The organism is Delftia acidovorans NBRC 14950, from assembly GCF_001598795.1.
Classification (GTDB): Bacteria; Pseudomonadota; Gammaproteobacteria; order Burkholderiales; family Burkholderiaceae_C; genus Comamonas; species Comamonas acidovorans.
The window spans coordinates 86,700-106,586 of the sequence record NZ_BCZP01000007.1 but is presented as its reverse complement, the minus strand read 5'-3'; the positions used below and the strand labels follow the sequence as shown (position 1 = coordinate 106,586).

Genomic DNA, 19,887 nt, shown 5'->3' with positions numbered 1-19,887 from the left:
TGTGCCGTCGCCCTGCGAGAAAAGGGTTTGCGGTATGAAGATCGTCTGTATCGGTGGAGGTCCCGCCGGCCTGTACTTCGGCCTGCTGATGAAGCTGCAGGACCCCGCCAACGAGGTCACGGTGGTGGAGCGCAACCGGCCCTACGACACCTTTGGCTGGGGCGTGGTGTTCTCGGACGCCACCATGGACAACCTGCGCGAGGCCGATCCCGTATCGGCCCGCACCATTGGTGACGCCTTCAACCACTGGGACGATATCGACATCCACTTCAAGGGCCGCAGCCTGCGCAGCAGCGGCCATGGCTTCATCGGCATAGGCCGCAAGAAGCTGCTCAACATCCTGCAGGCGCGCTGCGAGGACGTGGGCGTGAAGCTGGTGTTCGAGAACTTCGTGCAGGACGACCAGGCGATTGCGCGCGAGTACGACGCCGACCTGGTCATCGCCTCGGACGGCATCAACAGCCAGGTGCGCACGCGCTATGCCGATACCTTTCGGCCCGATATCGACCAGCGCCGCTGCCGCTTCGTGTGGCTGGGCACGACCAAGGTGTTCGATGCCTTCACCTTCGCCTTCGTGCAGACCGAGCACGGCTGGTTCCAGGCCCATGCCTACCGCTACGAAGACGGCATGTCCACCTTCATCGTGGAGACGCCCGAGGAGACCTGGCAGGCCGCCGGCATAGAGCAGATGAGCCAGGAAGAGGGCATTGCCTATTGCGAAAAACTGTTCGCCCCCTGGCTGGACGGCCATGCCCTGGTCAGCAATGCCACGCACCTGCGCGGCTCGGCCATCTGGATCCGCTTTCCGCGCGTGATCTGCAATACCTGGGTGCACTGGAACGCGCTGGACACGCCGCGCGGCCCGCGCAGCGTGCCCGTGGTACTGATGGGCGATGCGGCGCACACGGCGCATTTCTCGATTGGCTCGGGCACCAAGCTGGCGTTGGAGGATGCGATCGAGCTGGCACGCAGCCTGCGGTCTGCGGCGGGCATCGAGGCCGGCCTGCGCCACTACGAGGATGTGCGCAGCGTGGAGGTGCTCAAGATCCAGAACGCGGCGCGCAATTCCACGGAATGGTTCGAGAACGTGGAGCGCTATGCGGGCCTGGAGCCGGAGCAGTTCGCCTATTCGCTGCTGACGCGCTCGCAGCGCATCTCGCACGAGAACCTGCGCCTGCGCGATGCCGCCTGGCTGCAGGGCTTCGAGCGCTGGATTGCCGAGCATGCGGGCGAGACCGTGCCCGAAGGCCGCCGCCCGCCCATGCCCATGCTCACGCCCTACCAGGCGCGCGGCCTGCGGCTGAAGAACCGCATCGTGGTCTCGCCCATGGCCATGTATTCCTGCACCGACGGCGTGCCTGGCGACTTCCACCTGGTGCACCTGGGCGCGCGCGCCATGGGCGGCGCGGGCCTGGTGATGGTGGAGATGACCTGCACCTCGCCCGACGCGCGCATCACGCCCGGCTGCCCCGGGCTGTGGAACGACGAGCAGGCGCAGGCCTTTGGGCGCATTGTCGATTTCGTGCACGCGCAGGGCGGTGCGCACATTGGCGTGCAGCTGGGGCATGCGGGGCGCAAGGGTTCCACCCAGCTGGGCTGGCAGCAGATCGACCATCCGCTGGAGCAGGGCAACTGGCCGCTGCTGTCGGCATCGGCCCTGCCCTATATCGAGGGACTCTCGCAAGTGCCCGTCGCCATGACCCGCGCCGACATGGACCGCGTGCGCGAGGACTTCGTGGCCGCCACGCGGCGCGCCGCGGCAGCGGGCTTTGACTGGCTGGAGCTGCACTGCGCCCACGGCTATCTGCTGTCCAGCTTCATCTCGCCGCTGACCAACCAGCGCGATGACGAATATGGCGGCAGCCTGGACAACCGCCTGCGCTTTCCGCTGGAGGTGTTCGAGGCGGTGCGCGCAGCCTGGCCGCAGGACCGGCCCATGTCGGTGCGCATCTCGGCCCATGACTGGGTGGAAGGCGGCATCACGCCCGACGATGCGGTGGAGATCGCACGCCGCTTCAAGGCGGCGGGCGCGGACATGATCGACTGCTCCTCGGGCCAGGTCAGCCCCGACCAGAAGCCGGTGTACGGCCGCATGTACCAGACGCCGTTTGCCGACCGCGTGCGCAACGAGGCCGGCATACCGACCATTGCCGTGGGCGCCATCTTCGAGGCCGACCATGCCAACGCCATCATCGCCTCGGGCCGGGCCGACCTGTGCGCGCTGGCGCGCCCGCACCTGGCAGATGCGGCCTGGACGCTGCGCGAGGCTGCGAGACTCGGTGCGCAGGATGTGGATTGGCCGAACCAGTACCAGCCCGGCAAGCGCCAGTTGGAAACCAACTTCGAACGCGCCGCCGCCATGGCGCAGTTGGACGCGAAATGAAACTACACCCCCTGAGTCGCTTCGCGCCTTCCCCCGTGTGCACGGCGCCCTCTCTCGCTTCGCGGGAGGGGGGCATACGGGCCACCGGCGATACCGTCGGTGCGGGGCGGCGCGGCCGGCCCAGGCCCTTCCTCGGCGTCCCTCGCTGTGTGGCGCGCCGGTTTCATAGGTTGCGGGTGGCTCGCATCGCCACGGGTGATTGAAATGACCATATCTTTGAATCTTCTTGAAGAGCGCCATGCCCTGGTGACGGGCGGGGCGCGCGGCATAGGCCTGGCCTGTGCGCGGGCGCTGCTGGCCCGCGGCGCGCGGGTCACGCTGCTGGGTCGCGATGGTGCGGCGCTGGAGGCTGCCGTGCGCGAGCTGGGCGGCACGGCACAGGCAGCACAGATGGTGCAGTCCGTGCAGGCGGATATTGCCGACGAGGCCTCGGTGCGCCAGGCCTTCGCGCAGGCCGAGGCGGCCTTCGGCCCCGTGCAGGTGCTGGTCAACAACGCAGGCCAGGCCAGCAGCCAGAAGTTCGAGCGCACCGATGCCGCACTGTGGCAGGCGATGCTGGCCGTCAATCTCACAGGCACCTTCCACTGCATGCAGGCCGCGCTGCCGGGCATGCTGGCTGCGCGCTGGGGCCGCATCATCAATGTGGCCAGCACGGCAGGGCTGATCGGCTATGCCTATGTCAGCGCCTATTGCGCGGCCAAGCATGGCGTGATCGGCCTCACGCGCTCGCTGGCGCTGGAGACCGCAGGCAAGGGCGTGACGGTGAATGCCGTCTGCCCCGGCTATACCGAGACCGACATCGTGCGCGGCGCCGTGGCCAACATCGTGGACAAGACCGGCATGACGGCGGATGAGGCCCGCGCCAGGCTGGCCGAACGCAACCCGCAGGGCCGCCTGGTCCAGCCCGAGGAAGTGGCCGAGACCGTGGCCTGGCTGGCCCTGCCGGCGTCCGCCTCGGTCAACGGCCAGTCCATTGCCGTCGACGGCGGCGAGGTGATGACCGGCTGAACCCGGTCCACTCCCCCCGTTTTCTGAATTCTTGATGGAGACACCATGAGCACCCAGCCCGAAGAACACAGCATGAAGCACCACAAGCGCCCCCTGGCCGGCTACGAGGCCAGGACCTTTGTGTGGCAGGTATCGGCCGACGGCAAGATCGGCACCATCACCCTGAACCGGCCCGAGCGCAAGAACCCGCTGACCTTCGGCTCCTACGCCGAGCTGCGCGACCTGTTCCGCGCCCTGGTCTATGCCACCGACATCAAGGCCGTGGTGGTCACGGGCGCGGGCGGCAATTTCTGCTCGGGCGGCGATGTGCACGAGATCATCGGCCCGCTCACCAAGATGAGCATGCCCGAGCTGCTGGACTTCACGCGCATGACGGGCGATCTGATCAAGGCCATGCGCGCCTGCCCGCAGCCCATCGTGGCGGCGGTGGACGGCATCTGCGCGGGCGCGGGCGCCATGGTCGCGCTGGCGGCCGACATGCGCCTGGGCACGCCGGCCGCGCGCACGGCGTTTCTCTTCACCCGCGTAGGCCTGGCCGGTGCCGACATGGGCGCCTGCACGCTGCTGCCGCGCATGATCGGCCAGGGCCGCGCCTCCGAGCTGCTGTACACGGGCCGCGCCATGACGGCCGAGGAGGGCGCAGCCTGGGGTTTCTTCAATGCCCTGCACGGCTCCGAGCAGATCGGCGAAGCCGCCCATGCGCTGGCCGCCCAGCTGGCCGCCGGCCCCACCTTTGCCCATGGCGTAACCAAGAAGCTGCTGCACCAGGAATGGAACATGGGCGTGGACGAGGCCATCGAGGCCGAAGCCGAGGCCCAGGCCATCTGCATGCAGACGCGCGACTTCCACCGCGCCTACGAGGCCTTCGTGGCCAAGCAAAAGCCTGTCTTTGAAGGAAACTGAAATGCGTGACTCCTCCTGGCTGGACTGGCCCTTCTTCGACGACGCCCACCGCACGCTGGCGCATGAGGCCGACGCCTGGTGCGCCCAATCCCTGGGCGATGTGGACCACCACGATGCCGATGCGGCCTGCCGCCAACTGGTGAAGGCCCTGGGCCAGGCCGGCTGGCTGCGCTATGCCGTGCCGTCTGGCCCCGGCGGCGCCTGGGGCGGGGCCTTGCCCGAGGTGGACTCGCGTGCGGTCTGCATCCTGCGCGAGACCCTGGCCCGCCATGAAGGCCTGGCCGACTTCGCCTTTGCCATGCAGGGCCTGGGCAGCGGTGCGATATCGCTCATGGGGTCGGATGCGCTGCGCCAGCGCTACCTGCCGCGCGTGGCGCGCGGCGAGGCCATTGCGGCCTTTGCGCTGTCCGAGCCCGATGCCGGCTCCGACGTGGCCGCCATGGCCTGCGAGGCGCGGCTCGAAGGCGACCACTATGTGCTCAACGGTGCCAAGACCTGGATCTCCAACGGCGGCATTGCCGACTTCTACTGCGTGTTCGCCCGCACGGGCGAGGCACCCGGGGCGCGCGGCATCAGCGCCTTCGTGGTCGATGCGGACACGCCGGGCTTTTCGATCGGCGAGCGCATCGAACTGATTGCGCCGCACCCGCTGGCCACCATCCGCTTCGACAACTGCCGCATACCCGTGTCGCAGCGCCTGGGCGAGCCGGGGCAGGGCTTCAAGCTGGCCATGATGACGCTGGACATCTTCCGCGCCTCGGTGGCCGCCGCCGCACTGGGCTTTGCGCGCCGCGCGCTGGATGAAGGCCTGGCACGCGCCAAGTCACGCCGCATGTTCGGCCAGACCCTGGGCGACCTGCAACTGACCCAGGCCGCGCTGGGCGACATGGACACGGCCATCGACGCATCGGCCCTGCTGACCTACCGCGCCGCCTGGATGCGCGATGTGAAGAAGACGCGCACCACGCGCGAGGCGGCCATGGCCAAGATGACGGCCACTGAATCGGCCCAGGCCGTGATCGACCGCGCGCTGCAGATGTTCGGCGGGGCAGGCGTGGTCTCGGGCATGCCGGTGGAGACGCTGTACCGCGAGATCCGCGCGCTGCGCATCTACGAGGGCGCGACCGAGGTGCAAAAACTCATCATCGCGCGCGAGCTGCTCAAGGCCTGAGCGGCAGGCTGCCCATTCAACGCAAAGCCAGGGAACATCGCATGCAAGCCTCCGCCCACATCGATACTTTCGCCCGGGACAATCTGCCGCCGCCCGACCAATGGCCCGAGTTCCTGCTCGACGGACCGGACGTGGCCTATCCCGAACGCCTGAACTGCGCGGCCGAACTGGTCGATGCCATGGTGGCGCGCGGCCAGGGCGGCCGTGTGGCCCTGCGCTGGAGGCAGGGCGCGGACCAGGCCGCCATGACCTATGCCGAACTGCAGGCGCTGACCAACCGCATCGCCCATGTGCTGGTGGAAGACCTGCAGCTGGTGCCCGGCAACCGGCTGCTGCTGCGCGGCCCCAACAACGCCATGATGGCCGCGTCCTGGCTGGCCGCCATCAAGGCCGGGCTGGTGACGGTGCCAACCATGCCGCTGCTGCGTGCCAAGGAGCTGCAGCAGATCATCGCCAAGGCCCAGGTGCAGGCCGTGCTGTGCGATGTGCGCCTCAAGGACGAAGTGCAGCTGTGCCTGCAGCCCGGCCATGAACACCATTGCCCGGACCTTTCGCGCGTGCTGTATTTCAACGACGGCGCAGCCGATGCGCTGGACGCCCTGGCCGCAGCCAAGCCCGACACCTTCGACTGCTGCGATACGGCGGCAGACGATGTCTGCCTGATCGCCTTCACCAGCGGCACCACGGGCGCGCCCAAGGGCTGCATGCATTTCCACCGCGACGTGCTGGCCATGTGCGACCTGTTCCCGCGCCATGTGATCCGGCCGGGCCCGGACGACATCTTCTGCGGCACGCCGCCGCTGGCCTTCACCTTTGGCCTGGGCGGGCTGCTGTGCTTTCCGCTGCGCGTAGGCGCCAGCACCGTGCTGGCCGAAAAGCTCACGCCCGAAGGGCTGCTGCAGCTGGTGCAGGATTTCCGCGCCACCATCGTCTTCACCGCGCCCACCTTCTACCGGCAGATGGCGGCGCAGGCAGCGCGCTTCGATCTGTCGTCGCTCAGGAAAAGCGTGTCGGCGGGCGAGGCCCTGCCGGACGCCACGCGCCAGCTGTGGAAGCAGGCCACGGGCATCGAGATGATCGACGGCATCGGCGGCACCGAGCTCATCCACGTCTTCGTGTCCAGCCCGCCCGAGGAGGTGCGCGCGGGCGCCATCGGCAAGGTCGTGCCCGGCTACGTGGCCCAGGTGGTGGACGACGACATGCAGCCCGTGCCCGACGGCACGCCCGGCCGCCTGGCCATCAAGGGGCCGACCGGCTGCCGGTATCTTGCCGACGAGCGCCAGAAGCGCTTTGTGCAAAACGGCTGGAACCTGCCCGGCGACACCTTTGTGCGCGACGCCGACGGCTATCTGTTCTATCAGGCGCGCAATGACGACATGATCATCTCGGCCGGCTACAACATCGCCGGCCCCGAGGTGGAGGATGCGCTGCTGCGCCACGAGGCCGTGGCCGAATGCGGCGTGATCGGCGCGGCAGACGACGAGCGCGGCCAGGTGGTCAAGGCCTTTGTGGTGCTCAAGCCCGGCTTTGCGGCCGGCGACGACATGGCCGCCACGCTGCAGGCCTTCGTCAAGGCCAGCATTGCGCCCTACAAGTACCCGCGCGCCATTGTCTTCGTGCCGGCCCTGCCGCGCACCGAGACCGGCAAGCTGCAGCGATTCGTGCTGCGCAAGATGCCGTGAGCGCGCGCCATGGCCTCCGCCTTCGTCAGCCAGGTGCAGGTGCTGTTTCGCCATTGCGATCCGGCCGGCATCGTCTTTTACCCGCGCTATTTCGAGATGGTCAACGACCTGGTCGAGGAATGGTTCGACAGGGGAATGGGCCTGCCATTCCACACCCTGCATGTACAGCGCCAGGTGGGCACGCCCACGGTGTCGGTGCAATGCGATTTCACGGCGCCCAGCCGCTGGCACGACACGCTGCGCCAGGTATTGGAGGTGCGCCGCATCGGCGGGGCATCGTTCCAGTTCGATGTGCGTTTCGAAGGGCCAGATGGCCAACGCCGGCTGTGTGCGCGCATGACCATCGTCACCATGGATTTGCGCAGCATGAAGGCCACGCCACTGCCGGCCGATCTGCGCGAGCGCCTGCAGGCCTATCTGGTGCCGCAGGACGGTTTTATGGATTCAACGAGAACAGGATGAAGCAATGAAGACTCTGCAACCCCCGGACTGGCTGGCGCCCCGAGGCTATGCCAATGGCATCCTGACCGAGATGACGGTCGGCTCCCGGCTGGTGTTCGTCGGCGGCCAGATTGGCTGGAACGGCCAGCAGCAATTCGAGTCGGACGACTTTGCGGAACAGGTGCGGCAGGCGCTGGCCAATATCGTCGCCATCCTCGCCGAAGGCGGCGCCAGGCCCGAGCACATCGTGCGCATGACCTGGTATGTGACCGACAAGCAGGAATACGTGGCTGCCTATCCAGCCATTGGAAAGCACTACCGCGAACTGATCGGGCGGCATTTCCCGGCCATGACGGCGGTGGAGGTGGCGGATCTGGTGGAAGACCGGGCCAAGGTGGAGATCGAGGTCACGGCGGTGGTGCCTGCATGACGCTCATCCGCGCATGTGCGCCGCCGAGCGGGCGGGCACATGCGCGGCAGGGACTCACTTGATTTCGAACAGGGTGCGGTCCTTGCCCAGGATCCAGTTCGGCGGCTTGCCGCGGCCGGTCCAGGTCTTGCCGGACTCGGGGTCCTGGTATTTGGCGGGAGCGCTCTTTTTGCCATCGGGCTTCCAGGGGAAGACCTGTTGTGCTGTGAAGCCGAACTCACGGACCAGCTCCTGCACCGATGCCAGGGCCGCTTTGGACTCCAGCTTGCGGGCGTCGTCGATTTGCTGGTCGAGCAATTTTTTCTGGGCAATCAGCTCTTGGTATGTAGTCATCTTGATGGAAGAATTTCTAAGTGCGGCTATTTGTGTGAAAACTGCGCAGCAAGAGCCTGGACCCAGGACTCTTTGCAGAATGGTCAATTCTGGTGCATGTGCAGTGGGGATGAAGAACTCACCGTAAGTACAAATACTGATGATGTTGGCGCTCTATGGAGGGTAGGGCGCTTCTTCTCATGCCTGGGCATATTCCAAGGCGATCCGCATTATATCCAGGGCAATCTGGATAACCGGCACTTTACAAAAGCTGTTGTGCCGTTGTTACATTTGCAGAGCACTGTGGTTGGTGCTTCCTCCTCTGGAGACGACGTGCTGTCATGGCTTTTTCAGGGGAGTGCGCAACGTTGGCCGCGAAAGTTCCGCCTTGGGTATGGAAAACAATCAACATTTGCATTTTATCAATCAAATCATAAAATCGATTTATAAAATATATTACATGTGATTTGATCGAGTTATTCAATGCATTGATTGATGCCTGTGGTTTCATTTGAATAATCGATTTGCAGGATAGGTTTTTTTTATTGTTAAAGACCGATTTTTCGAATGGTGAATGGCGGCACCTTCTGTCGATACAGGACAAGCGCATCGGCTTCCCGATTGCCGGAGCCATTGCAGCCTGCAGTTGTTTCAAGGGTGATTCTTGAAACGGATTTCGCGGCCCGGCCATGCGGCAGTCGGCGGGCGGCAGGCACCGAACGCTTGATTGGCGCGCTACCAACAGCCTGTTAGGATCGCCGCACTACAACGATCCACCACCTGGCAGACATGGCAAGAAGGCAGACCAGCGCCCACGACGGCAACGAGACCCGCGAGACCCTTCTCAAGCTGGCCGCCCGCACCTTCGGTGAGCAGGGCTACTCTGCCACCACCATGCGCAACATTGCCGAGCAGTCCGGGATCGAGGCCGCCAGCATCTACTACCACTTCGCCTCCAAGGAGGAACTGGTGGACGAGGTCATGGAGCAGGGCGGTAACCGCATCATCAGCCAGCAGCAGGAGCGCCTTGCCGCGCTGGGCGCCGACGCCACGGCCGAGCAGCGCTTTCGCGCAGCCGTGCTGGGCCAGATGGCGGGGCTGGTAAAGCATGGCGACTTCGCCCTGGCCCACGGCCGGCTGCTGGGCCAGCTGCCCGACAAGGTGCGCGAGCGCCAGATCAAGCGCCGCGAGCGCCACCAGAAATTCTGGAGCGGCCTGCTCGAAGACCTGCGCGCCGAAGGCCGCCTGCGGGCCGACGCCGACATCCACTTGGCGCGCATCATGATCCTGGGCAGCATCAACTCCATACAGTCCTGGTTCAACCCCCGCAAGGGCTCGCTGGAGAAGGTGGCGGACCAGATCTGCGACATGTTCTTCCGGGGCGTGGGACCGGCAGATAAATAGGCGCAAGGCTGAAAATCGCCAATCGGCCTGTCACATGCCGGTGGCATATTCCCGCGCTGCTGTCCCGGCCCTGTGCAGAAAATGGCGGCGGGTTGTTAATGATATTTAACTGTCAATAGTAAGATCGCCGTCTCATGCGTCTGCTTGTTTTGCGTCTGCTATTGCTGGCCGTGTTTTTCAACACGGCCATTGGCATGCCCCTGCACGGCGCAACGCATATCCGGCAGGCGGTGGCCGGGCCTGCCCAGGCTTTTGCAGGCCTCAACGGCTGCGAAGATGATGCGCTGACCGGCCAGGCCGGCCAACGCGGCCAGGCTGGCGAAAAGGCTGAAGTCGTCGAAGCCGCCGAAGCCGTCTGCGTATGGTGCATGGGCCATGCACCGCATGCGGCGGCCTGGCTGCCGCACTTCGGCCTGCCGCTGGCCGTGGCCGCGCCGCCTGAGAGGGTGCCGCCGCGCACCGTGGGCGGCGCCATCCCCTCGCAGAACCGCTGGGCCTTTGCATCGCGCGACCCGCCGCGCTGAACCCGCAAGCACTTTTCTCCTTCTCTGCCGCCAGCACCCGTTGGTGCTGGCGGCATGTCCGTGTTTGCGCGCGCCGGCTGTGGATGCCGGCGGCATGCGCCTGTGCCCGTTTTCACCATGACTGCCTTCTTCTTCCCCGCGAAGCCGCTTCCCCGCCTTCGCCCGCTGCCGCTTGCCCTGAGCGCTGCCGCCTTCCTGTCCACGCCTGCGCTGGCCCAAGGTCAGGATCCGTCCTCCGGCCCCGGCCCCGCTGCCGCCGCTTCCGCTTCCGCGCAGGAGCAGGCGCTGCTGCCTGCCGTGGAAGTCGTGGGCCGAACGGCCTCGGGCGCCTATCACACCGACGAGGCGGCCGGTGCCAAGACCGACCTGCCGCTGCGCGAGCTGCCGCAGTCGGTGCGCGTGATCACGCGCCAGGCCATGGACGACCTGGGCGCCACCAAGCTTGACGACGTGCTGGACTACGTGGGCGGCGTCTCGCGCCAGAACAACTTTGGCGGGCTGTGGGACAACATCGTCATCCGCGGTCTGCCCGGCGACCAGAACGTGGGCATGGCCACCCTGTTCAACGGTTTTTCCTCGGGGCGCGGCTTCAATGCGCCACGTGACCTGGCCGGCGTGGAGCGCATCGAGTTCCTCAAGGGCACGGCCGCTGCGCTCTACGGCAGCAGCGAGCCGGGCGGCACGCTGAACGTGGTCTCCAAGCGCCCACTGTGGACGCCTTCGCATTCCGTGGAAGCCTATGCAGGCAGCTACGGCCTGCGGCGTGGCGCGCTGGACACCACGGGACCGGTGGGCGAGAACTTTGCCTACCGGCTCAACATCGCCGTGGAGGACCGCGACAGCTTCCGTGACTTCGTAGGCGCCAGCCGTCAGGTGATCGCACCGGCCTTCACCTGGAAGCTGGGGCGCGATACGGTGCTGGAGTACTCGGGCGAGCTGCTGCGCCACAAGACGCCGCTGGACCGCGGCGTGGTGGCCTTGGGCGACCGGCTGGGCGCCATCTCGCGCAGCCGCTTCCTGGGCGAGCCGGGCGACGGCGATGTGACGGTGGAAAACCGCACCCACCAGTTCATCCTCTCGCATGAGTGGAACGCGCAGTGGCGCAGCCGCCTGGGCCTGTCCTATCGCGAGACCTCGATCAACGGCTTTTCCACCGAGCCGCACGCGCTGCTGGCCAATGGCGACCTCACGCGCCAGCGGCGCTTTCGCGACTACCAGTCCGACGACATCGCCGTGCAGGCGGAACTGCAGGGCACGGTGCGCACGGGCGCCATCGAGCACGAACTGCTGCTGGGCCTGGAGAGCTTTCGCTTCGAGATGGACACGCTGATGCTGCGCGCCAACCCGACGGCGGCCAATCCCTACGCCATCAACATCTACAACCCCATCTACGGCGGTGCGCGCCCCGTGCCCACGGCCAATACCGACACCTTCGAGCGGCAGCGCAACACGGCGTTCTACCTGCAGGACGCCATCAAGCTCTCGCCCCAATGGCGTGTGGTGGCCGGCCTGCGCATGGACCGCTACGACCAGTCGCTGCACAACCGCCGCACGGGGGCGACCACGCAGCAGGACCCGACCTCGACCTCTCCGCGCCTGGGCCTGAGCTGGCTGCCGGTGCCGCAATGGACCTTCTATGCCAACGCGGGCCGCTCGTTCCGGCCCAACGTGGGCATCGATGTGGCCGGTGCGGGCTTCAGCCCAGAATCCGGCCGTTCGATGGAGCTGGGCGCCAAGTGGGAAAGCGCCGACCAGCGCATGGGTGCCACGGCTGCGCTGTTCGACATCCGCAAGCGCAATGTGCTGACGGCCGACCCGGGCAACGCCGGCTACTCGGTCTCGGCCGGCGAGATCCGCAGCCGGGGCCTGGAGTTCGACTTCGCCGGCCAGGTCACGCAGCGCTGGCGCCTGAATGCGAGCCTGGTGCTCAACGATGTGGAGATCTCGCGCGACAACACGCTGGAGGTGGGCGGGCGCCTGCTCAACGTGCCCAAGGTCAACGGCAGCGTGCTGGCCGTCTATGAAAACGCCTTCTCCAACGGCCAGCGCTATGGCATCGGCGGCGGCATCACCCACATGGGCAAGCGCCTGGGCCAGGCCCGCACGCAGGCCGAGGCCAATGCCGGCAAGGCCGCCTTCGAGTTGCCCAGCTACACCACGGCCAAGCTGGTTGCCTACTGGCGCATCAGCCCCACGCTGCGCCTGACGCTGGACGTGGACAACCTCTTTGACAAGACCTACTACACCAGCTCGTACAGCCGGCTGTGGGTGACGCCGGGCACGGCCCGCACCGTCACCGTAGGCCTTCAAGCAAAGTTCTGAGCCCCGCCATGCATTCATCCCTTCCTGTTTCTTCCAACCCCACTTCTGCCTCCACGCCCGTGCTCCAAGCGCTGGGCGCCGTGGTGGACTATGGCGAGCGCACCATCCTCCAGGGTCTGGACCTGGCCGTGCATGCGGGCGAGATCTATGCGCTGCTGGGCGCCAACGGCGCGGGCAAGACCACCACGCTGAGCCTGCTGCTGGGCTTTGTGCGGCCGCGCAGCGGACAGGTGCGCGTGCAGGGCGTGGACCCGGTGACGGCGCCTGCGCAGGCGCGTGCCCTGATCGCCTATATCCCCGAGAACGTGGCGCTGTACGAGCACCTGAGTGCGCGCGAGAACGTGGCCTACCTGCTGGAGCTGGCGGGCCAGCCGGGCACGGCTGGTGCCATCGGCCAGGCGCTGTCTGCCGCAGGGCTGGACGCTGCCGCGCACGACCGGCGAGTCTCCGGCTTTTCCAAGGGCATGCGCCAGAAAGTGGCGATTGCGCTGGCGCTGGCGCGCAGGGTGCCGGCACTGCTGCTGGACGAACCCACCTCGGGCCTGGACCCGCAGGCCACGGCCGAGTTCAGCCGGCTGCTCATGCAGTTGCGCGGGCAGGGCGTGGCCATTCTCATGGTCACGCACGACCTGCTGGGGGCCGCCGACGTGGCCGACCGCATGGGCTTCATCGCAGGCGGGCGCCTGGTCGAGGAAGTGGCGGCCAGCGGCGAGGAGCGCTTCGATGTGCGCGCACTGCACCGCCACTATGCAGGGGTGGGCACGGGCACGCACACGGGCACGGGCACGGACACGCACATTGAAGCCGACACGCAGGGAGCGGCGGCATGAGCGCGGCCTGGACCATTGCGCGCGAGGAATGGCGCCTGCTGCTGCGCGACCGCGTGGCCGTGCTGGGGATGGCGCTGTGGCTGCTGCTCAGCGCCGCTGCCGCCTTCACCGCCTGGGACCAGCGCAGCGCGGCCCAGGCCCAGCGCGAGCGCCACCAGTCCCAGGTGGACAGCGAGTTCGAAGCCCAGCCCGACCGCCATCCGCACCGCATGGTGCATTACGGCCACTTCGTGTTCCGCCCGCTCAATCCGCTGGCGGCCTTCGATGCGGGCATCGACGCCTACACCGGCCATACGCTGTTTCTGGAGGGCCACCGCCAGAACAGCGCCAACTTCGGCGATGTGCGCCAGTCCTCGCTGCTGCTGCGGTTCGGCCAGCTCACGCCGGCCTTTGTGCTGCAGGTGCTGGCGCCGCTGCTGCTGATCTTCATGGGCCATGCCTGCATTGCACGCGAGCGCGAGGCCGGCACCCTGCGCGTGCTGCTGGCCCAGGGCGTGGGCACGCGGCAGTTCGTGGCCGGCAAGCTGCTGGCGCTGGCGGGCGTGGCGGCCCTGGTGCTGCTGCCGGCCCTGCTGGCCCTGGCCTGGATGGCCGTGGCCACGCCGGTGCCCATCAGCCTGGTGGCCACGCTGGCGGCAGGCCATGTGCTGTGGCTGATGCTTTGGGCGGTGGGCATCGTCGCTGTCTCGGCCTTCATGCGGCGCGGGCGCGATGCCTTGCTGGCCCTGCTGGCGGCCTGGGCCGTCGCCGTGGTGCTGCTGCCCCGTCTGGTGCCTGAGCTGGTGGGATCTGCCCTGGCGCTGCCCACGCGCTTCGAGACCGACATCGCCACCGCGCGCGAGCTGGCGGCGCTGGGCGACAGCCACAATCCCGACGATCCCTATTTCGCCGCTTTCCGCGCCAGGGTGCTGGCGCAGTACGGTGTCTCGCGCGTCGAGGATCTGCCCATCAACTACAAGGGCCTGGTCGGCATGGAAGGCGAGCGGCTGACGAGTGAACTCTTCAGGCGACATGCCGAGGCCAGCTTCGATCTGCAGGCCGAGCAACTGCGCCGGGCTGACGCATTTGCCCTGATCAGCCCCGTGATCGCGCTGCGCCGCCTGTCCATGGCCGTGGCCGGGACCGACCTGCAAGGCTACCGGCGCTTTCTGGAGCAGGCCGAGCAGCATCGCTACCGCATGGTGCAGGCCCTCAACCGCCTGCAGGTGGACAAGCTCAGCTATGCGGGCGACCGATCGAGCCGCGACAACCGCATCGGCCACGAGCACTGGCGCGGCGTCTCCGATTTCCACCACGAGCCCGATCCACCGCTGGCGGCCCTGCGCCGCGCGGCGCCTGCCGCCTATGTGCTGCTGGCATGGCTGGCTGTACTGACGGTGGCCTTGCTGCTGGCCACGCAACGGCTGGGGAGGGTGGCGCGATGAGCTGGCTCCTGCATGAATGGCGTCTTCTGACGCGCTCGCGCCTGGCGCTGTGCGCCCTGGCCTTGCTGTTGCTGCTGTCCACGCTGGCCGTGCTGTCTGGCCTGCGCGAGATCGCCTCGCAACGCCTGACCCTGGACCGCCTTGCGCAACTGCAGCAGCAGGACATGGCGGCCCAGGCAAGCCGGCATGCGCAGTCCGGCGACGCAGGCTCGGTGGCCTATTACGGCTTTCACGCCACCTGGGATGCGCCATCGTCCACGGCCTTTCTTGCCCTGGGCCTGCGCGATGCCGCGCCCTATGTGCTGCGCGTGCGCGCCCTGGCGCTGCAGGCACAGCTGCATGAAGGCGAAAGCTTCAACCCGGAGCTGGCGCTGGCGGGCCGCTTCGACTTCGCCTTTGTGCTGGTCTACCTGGTGCCGCTGTTCCTGATCGCGCTGCTCTACGACCTGGTCTCGGGCGAGCGCGAATCGGGTCGCCTGGGCATGCTGCAGGCCATGCCTGGCACCGGGCGGCGGCTGTGGCTGCGCCGCGCGGGACTGCGTTCCGTGCTGGTGCTGGCCTGCGTGGCGCTGCCTGCCCTGGCAGGCGCACTGGCCGGCTGGGCAGCGGCGGGCGCCCTTGCCACGGTGCTGCTGTCTGCCACCGCCTATGTGGTTTTCTGGAGTGGCCTGTGCCTGGTGGTTGCCGCGCTGGGCGGCAGCTCGGTCGCCAATGCCATGGCCCTCATGGGCTGCTGGGCCGTGCTGACCCTGGTGCTGCCCACGCTGGCCAATGCCGCACTCTCGCGCGCCATCCCCGTGAGCCAAGGCGTGGAGCTGATGCTGGCCCAGCGCCAGACCGTGCATGGCGCCTGGGACCTGCCGCGCGAGCAGACCATGGAGCGCTTTTTCCGCAACCACCCCGAATGGCGCGACACCGCGCCGCTGCCTGCAGGCTTTCACTGGAAGTGGTACTACGCCTTCCAGCAGCTCGGCGATGAAAGTGTCGCATCCCAGTTCGCCGCCTACCGCGCAGGCCTGCAGGCACGCCAGGCCTGGACCGGGCGCCTGGGCTGGCTGCTGCCCGGCGTGGGCGTGCAGGCCGCATTGCACCGCCAGGCCGGCACCGACCTGCTGGCGCAACTGGCCTATCAGGACGACATCGCCGCCTTTCACGCACGCCTGCGCGCCTTCCTCTATCCCTACCTGTTTGAGGACCGCACATTCGGTGCGCAGGATTTTGCAGCCCAGCCCGTCTTCACGGCCAACCCACGGCCTGCGCGGCAGGCCTGGGGGCAGACGGCAATGCTGTGGGTGGTGGCTGCGCTGGCCTTGCTGGCCGGCGGTGTTGCCGCAGGCCGCGTGCGGCCGGGCAGGCGCTGAGGCAAAGGGCGGGTGAAAAAGGAAACAGCCATGGTTCAGGCTGGCTGTCATCTTCTTGATCCGTGGGCCCGAGGCTGAGCCTGAGGCGGGCGGCTCCCTGTTATTGCACGTTCTGGTGGCAGTCGCTGCAGACGCCGTACAGCGTCATCTCATGGCGCTCCACCACAAAGCCTTCGGGGGCGATGCGCTGCATGTCGCCCGGACAGCCGGGCACGTTGAACACGCGGTTGCAGCTCATGCAGCGGAAATGGTGGTGGTGGGCGCGGCCGCTGAGTTCGTAGCGCGTGGCCTCGCCGGGCAGGTCCACGGCCTGCACTTCGCCCGCTTCCATCAGCTGCTTGATGTTGCGGTACACCGTGGCCAGCCCGATGGCTGGCACCTCGCGCTGCGCGGCGCCGAGGATCTCGGCCGGAAGCAAGGGGCGTCCAGCCTCTTCCATGACCGTGCGTATCGAGCTGCGTTGACGGGTCGAGCGTTCCATAGGCCTGAACAAGCGCTCCACGATGGGCTGAGTGTGTCTAGTCATGGTGGTTCCGTTATTTACTATAACAATCTCGACGCGATTAATCAGTGCTCACGAGCGCTCACAGCTGAAATTTACACTGTGTTTACCTGCGGGTCCCGCAAGCATGGAAATGCAGTGTGTGCAATGGATCTCTGCCCCAAGGAGAAGAAATTCCATTTGACAGACACCAGACGCTCCATTCCTGCCAGTTTTCGCGAGTATATGTGGTGAGCATTCGATGGACCTTATGCGCTGGTTAAATGCCATAGCCGTCAACAATGCTGTAATGGGATGTAATTGATCTATTGATTGAAGAGTGCTTGGAATGAGGGTGTGTGTGGTGCTTACCTTAAGGGCTGCTGGAGGCGGTGCTGGCCCAAGGTGAGATGCAATTACTTACATGGACAGTGTATTGCCAATACGGGTAGATTGCCTCAATGCGCTTCGTTTGTCCATGATCCGTTTCCTTGAAAGGGGAAAGGAGGCTGCCTCGGAACTGCCACCCAGGATGGTTTGCGCAATGACATGCCGAGTCGCGATCCACAGGCGATTGGGCGATGAAGTGCATTTTCTCGAATTGCGCGGGCGGAAAAAGATCAGCCGGCCTTTCGGCCTCGATTGGGAAATGCTCAGCGAAAGCATCTTCGCCAAGGCCCTATTGGGTAAAGCACCACCATGGAAATACAAATCCAGGGCGGCGCAATGCGCTACATCGACGGCATCGTCACCCGCCTGGGCATGCAGGGCCAGAACCACCGCGGTTACGCCTGCAAGGCCCGCCTGAGCCCCTGATTGTGGCTGGCCACGCGCAGGAGCGACTTTCGCATCTTCCAGAACCAGACCGTGCCCGACATCATCGAGCAGGTATTGGGCGTCTATGGCCATCCGCTGCGAAAGAAACTCACCTGCGGCTATCGCGCAGCGGGGACTGCTGCGTTCAATTCAACGAAAGCGATTGCGACCTTGTCCCGCGATGGATGCAGCACGAAGGCATCTACTTCTTCTTCGAGCATGCCTAGCACTGCGCATTGCCCGGGGATGAATCCATTCCTTTCTATCCCCCTGAAAAGGCCGGCGCAGGCGATCCGCAAAACATCCACGCCCGGCAAGCAGGAAATCAAGCCGGGCCGCCATTGCAGCGACGGCCCTGAAGTTGCACGGGCAGGCATGGCCAGGACGTACCGGTAAGCCGCATGGGACAGATGCGGTCTAGGCGCTGCGGCCCCTGGCCTGGGCATGCCGGCCAGGGGTCTCGTTCAAGTTCGGTTGATGGACACGCCACCATCGACCACCATGGCCGTCCCCGTGATGAAGCTGGATGCGTCCGACGCCAGAAACAGCGCCGCCGCCGCGATTTCTGCAGGCGTGGCGAGGCGCTTGAGCGCGTGCAGGTTTTCGACGAAGGCGCGCGCCTCGGGCGTGGGGGTGCTGGCGCGGCCCATGGGAGTGTCGGTGCCCCCGGGCAGCAGGGCGTTGGCGCGCAGGCCGCGGGGGCCGTATTCGGCGGCAATGACCTGGGTGAGGCCGACGAGGCCGGCCTTGCTGGCGGCATAGGCGCCCATGCCGGGCAGGCCCGCCGTATGGCCCACGAAGGTGGACGTGAAGATCAGCGAGCCGCCGCCGCGTGCCAGCAGGGCCGGTATCTGGTGCTTGGCGCCCAGAAAGGCACTGGTGAGGTTGGTGGCGATGGCGTCCTGCCAGGCCTGCAGCGAGAGATCGGGGAGGGCGCAGGGATCGCCGGTCATGCCGGCATTGTTGAAGGCGATGTCCAGGCCACCAAAGCGCGCCGTGGCGGTCTCGACCAGCGCCTGTGCCAGCGGCTCGTCCCGCACGTCGCCGGCCAGCGCGATGGCCTGGCCGCCGTTGTGCTCGATCTCCGCCACCAGCGTCTGCAGTTGCGCCTGGCGGCGGGCCGTGAGGACCAGCCTGGCGCCGTGGCGGGCAAACAGCCTGGCGGCTTCGCGTCCTATGCCTGAGCTGGCGCCCGTGATGAGGGCGACTTTTCCGTGGAGTTGCTGTGGCGATGGCTGCATCTCGCACCTTATCTTTCCGTGAATGAGGGAAAGCGGTTTGTAGTGTGGCGCAGGCGGACGCGCATCCCGCTTCTTGCACGGGCGCCGGGCCGCGCTCGGTGGTGCCGGGCCGTGCCGCGCTGCACATGGTCGCAGCGGGCTAGTGAGAGCTCAGTCTTTGCCCAGATCCAGGTGCGCGAACAGGTCGGCCAGCGTGGGCGTGGAGCGTGCGGGCCAGATGGCGCTGAGGTCCAGGCTGGGCAGGGCCTGGCCGTCACGCACCTCGCAAAAGCGCACGCCGCGAAAGTCCATGGAGCGTATCCAGCTGGGCAGCAGGGCCACGCCGCAGCCGCCGGCCACGCAAGCCAGCACGGTGAGGGTGCGGTTGGCTTCCTGCGCCACATGGGCCTCGTGCCCGGCCTTGCGCAGCGCGTCGAGGATGCCGGCATGCAGCACGGGCAATTGCGCTTGCGGGTACATCACCAGCCCGGCCTCGGCGATCTGGGCCAGGCTGACCTGGCCGTCCTCGCCGATCTGGAATTCATCGGGCACGGCGGCCACCAGGCGCTCGCGCAGCAGCTGGCGCTCGCGCATGCGGCCGCCCACGGCCACGGGTGTGTGCATGAGGCCGATGTCGATGGCGCCGGTCTGCAGGGCCTCGGCCTGCTCGGCATTGCTCATCTCGCGCAGGATGACGCGCACGCCGGGCGCCTGCTGCCGCAACGCGCGCAGGGCGCGGGGCAGGGTGCCGAAAAGCGCCGAGGACACCAGGCCCACGGTCAACTGGCCCGCACTGCCCCTGGCGATCTCGCGCGCGCGGCTGGCGGCGGCATCTATGCGGGCCACGCTGGTGCGCACGTCGTCCAGCATGGCCAGGGCGGCCGGGGTGGGCAGGGCGCCCTGGCGTGAGCGCTGGAACAGCTGCACGCCCAGGTCTTTTTCCATGCGGGCCAGGGTCTGGCTCAGGGCCGGCTGTGCAATGCCCAGCCAGTCAGCTGCGCGGCTGACGCTGCCCTGGTCCACCACCGCGAGAAAGTAGCGCAGATGCCGGGTTTCCATATTGATCCGGTATGAATAAATCCATTTTGAAGAATGGAAATATATACCCCCCGTTCCTAGAATCCGGCCCCATGCCCCCAGCGCCGCGCCTTGCGTGGCGCAACCCACAAGGAGTT

20 protein-coding genes are annotated in these 19,887 nt (G+C 66.8%); 15 read left to right on the top strand and 5 right to left on the bottom strand.

Translation table 11 applies throughout. The features are described from left to right. The first annotated feature begins 34 nt into the window (after positions 1-34). From DA1_RS10970 to DA1_RS10940, 7 genes are all read left to right on the top strand, one after another. The gene (locus DA1_RS10970; RefSeq protein WP_034395611.1) at positions 35-2,383 is read left to right on the top strand and encodes a bifunctional salicylyl-CoA 5-hydroxylase/oxidoreductase; all 2,349 of its coding nucleotides are present in this window, start codon (positions 35-37) and stop codon (positions 2,381-2,383) included. Positions 2,384-2,587: 204 nt separating this feature from the next. Beyond that, positions 2,588-3,391, top strand: coding sequence for an SDR family NAD(P)-dependent oxidoreductase (locus DA1_RS10965; protein WP_034395614.1), 804 nt, complete (start codon positions 2,588-2,590; stop codon positions 3,389-3,391). A 45-nt stretch (positions 3,392-3,436) separates the two neighbouring features. After that, positions 3,437-4,294, top strand: a complete 858-nt coding sequence (locus DA1_RS10960) for an enoyl-CoA hydratase family protein (RefSeq protein ID WP_034395618.1) — start codon at positions 3,437-3,439, stop codon at positions 4,292-4,294. A 1-nt stretch (position 4,295) separates the two neighbouring features. Next, on the top strand, positions 4,296-5,465 hold the full coding sequence (locus DA1_RS10955) for an acyl-CoA dehydrogenase family protein (protein ID WP_013801799.1): 1,170 nt from the start codon (positions 4,296-4,298) through the stop codon (positions 5,463-5,465). Positions 5,466-5,506: 41 nt separating this feature from the next. After that, entirely contained in the window at positions 5,507-7,147 is a 1,641-nt protein-coding gene (locus DA1_RS10950) for an AMP-binding protein (protein ID WP_034395621.1), read from the top strand. A 9-nt stretch (positions 7,148-7,156) separates the two neighbouring features. Beyond that, positions 7,157-7,609, top strand: a complete 453-nt coding sequence (locus tag DA1_RS10945) for an acyl-CoA thioesterase (RefSeq protein ID WP_034395624.1) — start codon at positions 7,157-7,159, stop codon at positions 7,607-7,609. Positions 7,610-7,613: 4 nt separating this feature from the next. Then, a complete protein-coding gene (locus DA1_RS10940) occupies positions 7,614-8,018 on the top strand; it encodes a RidA family protein (protein ID WP_012206268.1) in 405 nt (134 codons plus the stop codon). A 54-nt stretch (positions 8,019-8,072) separates the two neighbouring features. Here the strand turns inward: DA1_RS10940 and DA1_RS10935 are convergent, their stop codons facing one another. Next, positions 8,073-8,351: an H-NS histone family protein gene (locus tag DA1_RS10935; protein ID WP_012206267.1), complete on the bottom strand. Its 279-nt coding sequence runs from the start codon at positions 8,349-8,351 to the stop codon at positions 8,073-8,075. Between the two features lie 241 nt (positions 8,352-8,592). Then, positions 8,593-8,985, bottom strand: a complete 393-nt coding sequence (locus tag DA1_RS30335; protein ID WP_155294310.1) for a hypothetical protein — start codon at positions 8,983-8,985, stop codon at positions 8,593-8,595. A 134-nt stretch (positions 8,986-9,119) separates the two neighbouring features. Between DA1_RS30335 and DA1_RS10930 the strand changes: the two genes are divergently transcribed. The 6 genes from DA1_RS10930 to DA1_RS10905 all read left to right on the top strand — a co-directional run bounded on the left by DA1_RS10930 (position 9,120) and on the right by DA1_RS10905 (position 16,195). Continuing rightward, the gene (locus DA1_RS10930) at positions 9,120-9,734 is read left to right on the top strand and encodes a TetR/AcrR family transcriptional regulator (protein ID WP_012206266.1); all 615 of its coding nucleotides are present in this window, start codon (positions 9,120-9,122) and stop codon (positions 9,732-9,734) included. Positions 9,735-9,868: 134 nt separating this feature from the next. Next, positions 9,869-10,258, top strand: coding sequence for a DUF2946 family protein (locus tag DA1_RS10925; RefSeq protein ID WP_034395628.1), 390 nt, complete (start codon positions 9,869-9,871; stop codon positions 10,256-10,258). A gap of 117 nt (positions 10,259-10,375) precedes the next feature. Further along, positions 10,376-12,580, top strand: coding sequence for a TonB-dependent siderophore receptor (locus tag DA1_RS10920; RefSeq protein ID WP_034398813.1), 2,205 nt, complete (start codon positions 10,376-10,378; stop codon positions 12,578-12,580). An 8-nt stretch (positions 12,581-12,588) separates the two neighbouring features. Beyond that, positions 12,589-13,410: an ABC transporter ATP-binding protein gene (locus DA1_RS10915; protein WP_034395631.1), complete on the top strand. Its 822-nt coding sequence runs from the start codon at positions 12,589-12,591 to the stop codon at positions 13,408-13,410. Continuing rightward, positions 13,407-14,834 carry an ABC transporter permease gene (locus DA1_RS10910; protein WP_034395634.1) on the top strand — a complete coding sequence of 476 codons (1,428 nt, stop codon included), beginning with the start codon at positions 13,407-13,409 and terminating at the stop codon, positions 14,832-14,834. The genes DA1_RS10915 and DA1_RS10910 overlap by 4 nt, the downstream gene beginning before the upstream one ends. Beyond that, a complete protein-coding gene (locus DA1_RS10905) occupies positions 14,831-16,195 on the top strand; it encodes a DUF3526 domain-containing protein (RefSeq protein ID WP_034395638.1) in 1,365 nt (454 codons plus the stop codon). Before DA1_RS10910 ends, DA1_RS10905 begins: the two co-directional genes overlap by 4 nt. 100 nt (positions 16,196-16,295) lie before the next feature. On the opposite strand, the gene DA1_RS10900 is transcribed toward DA1_RS10905, so the two are convergent. Next, positions 16,296-16,721: a Fur family transcriptional regulator gene (locus DA1_RS10900; protein WP_012206260.1), complete on the bottom strand. Its 426-nt coding sequence runs from the start codon at positions 16,719-16,721 to the stop codon at positions 16,296-16,298. A gap of 654 nt (positions 16,722-17,375) precedes the next feature. On the opposite strand from DA1_RS10900, the gene DA1_RS31275 reads away from it, so the two are divergent. After that, positions 17,376-17,492 carry a phage late control D family protein gene (locus DA1_RS31275; protein WP_230590912.1) on the top strand — a complete coding sequence of 39 codons (117 nt, stop codon included), beginning with the start codon at positions 17,376-17,378 and terminating at the stop codon, positions 17,490-17,492. A gap of 74 nt (positions 17,493-17,566) precedes the next feature. Continuing rightward, positions 17,567-17,719 carry a contractile injection system protein, VgrG/Pvc8 family gene (locus DA1_RS31515; RefSeq protein ID WP_373861019.1) on the top strand — a complete coding sequence of 51 codons (153 nt, stop codon included), beginning with the start codon at positions 17,567-17,569 and terminating at the stop codon, positions 17,717-17,719. Positions 17,720-17,956: 237 nt separating this feature from the next. Here the strand turns inward: DA1_RS31515 and DA1_RS10895 are convergent, their stop codons facing one another. Further along, on the bottom strand, positions 17,957-18,733 hold the full coding sequence (locus tag DA1_RS10895) for an SDR family oxidoreductase (RefSeq protein WP_034395641.1): 777 nt from the start codon (positions 18,731-18,733) through the stop codon (positions 17,957-17,959). 150 nt (positions 18,734-18,883) lie between these two features. After that, a complete protein-coding gene (locus DA1_RS10890) occupies positions 18,884-19,771 on the bottom strand; it encodes a LysR family transcriptional regulator (protein ID WP_034395644.1) in 888 nt (295 codons plus the stop codon). Positions 19,772-19,887 lie beyond the last annotated feature (116 nt).

What these genes read in the sequence shown, in the direction of transcription:
- DA1_RS10970 (WP_034395611.1), top strand. Translation starts at nt 35, where the DNA reads ATGAAGATCGTCTGTATCGGTGGAGGTCCCGCCGGCCTGTACTTCGGC.
- DA1_RS10965 (WP_034395614.1), top strand. Translation starts at nt 2,588, where the DNA reads ATGACCATATCTTTGAATCTTCTTGAAGAGCGCCATGCCCTGGTGACG.
- DA1_RS10960 (WP_034395618.1), top strand. Translation starts at nt 3,437, where the DNA reads ATGAGCACCCAGCCCGAAGAACACAGCATGAAGCACCACAAGCGCCCC.
- DA1_RS10955 (WP_013801799.1), top strand. Translation starts at nt 4,296, where the DNA reads ATGCGTGACTCCTCCTGGCTGGACTGGCCCTTCTTCGACGACGCCCAC.
- DA1_RS10950 (WP_034395621.1), top strand. Translation starts at nt 5,507, where the DNA reads ATGCAAGCCTCCGCCCACATCGATACTTTCGCCCGGGACAATCTGCCG.
- DA1_RS10945 (WP_034395624.1), top strand. Translation starts at nt 7,157, where the DNA reads ATGGCCTCCGCCTTCGTCAGCCAGGTGCAGGTGCTGTTTCGCCATTGC.
- DA1_RS10940 (WP_012206268.1), top strand. Translation starts at nt 7,614, where the DNA reads ATGAAGACTCTGCAACCCCCGGACTGGCTGGCGCCCCGAGGCTATGCC.
- DA1_RS10935 (WP_012206267.1), bottom strand. Translation starts at nt 8,351, where the DNA reads ATGACTACATACCAAGAGCTGATTGCCCAGAAAAAATTGCTCGACCAG.
- DA1_RS10930 (WP_012206266.1), top strand. Translation starts at nt 9,120, where the DNA reads ATGGCAAGAAGGCAGACCAGCGCCCACGACGGCAACGAGACCCGCGAG.
- DA1_RS10925 (WP_034395628.1), top strand. Translation starts at nt 9,869, where the DNA reads ATGCGTCTGCTTGTTTTGCGTCTGCTATTGCTGGCCGTGTTTTTCAAC.
- DA1_RS10920 (WP_034398813.1), top strand. Translation starts at nt 10,376, where the DNA reads ATGACTGCCTTCTTCTTCCCCGCGAAGCCGCTTCCCCGCCTTCGCCCG.
- DA1_RS10915 (WP_034395631.1), top strand. Translation starts at nt 12,589, where the DNA reads ATGCATTCATCCCTTCCTGTTTCTTCCAACCCCACTTCTGCCTCCACG.
- DA1_RS10910 (WP_034395634.1), top strand. Translation starts at nt 13,407, where the DNA reads ATGAGCGCGGCCTGGACCATTGCGCGCGAGGAATGGCGCCTGCTGCTG.
- DA1_RS10905 (WP_034395638.1), top strand. Translation starts at nt 14,831, where the DNA reads ATGAGCTGGCTCCTGCATGAATGGCGTCTTCTGACGCGCTCGCGCCTG.
- DA1_RS10900 (WP_012206260.1), bottom strand. Translation starts at nt 16,721, where the DNA reads ATGACTAGACACACTCAGCCCATCGTGGAGCGCTTGTTCAGGCCTATG.
- DA1_RS31275 (WP_230590912.1), top strand. Translation starts at nt 17,376, where the DNA reads ATGGAAATACAAATCCAGGGCGGCGCAATGCGCTACATCGACGGCATC.
- DA1_RS10895 (WP_034395641.1), bottom strand. Translation starts at nt 18,733, where the DNA reads ATGCAGCCATCGCCACAGCAACTCCACGGAAAAGTCGCCCTCATCACG.
- DA1_RS10890 (WP_034395644.1), bottom strand. Translation starts at nt 19,771, where the DNA reads ATGGAAACCCGGCATCTGCGCTACTTTCTCGCGGTGGTGGACCAGGGC.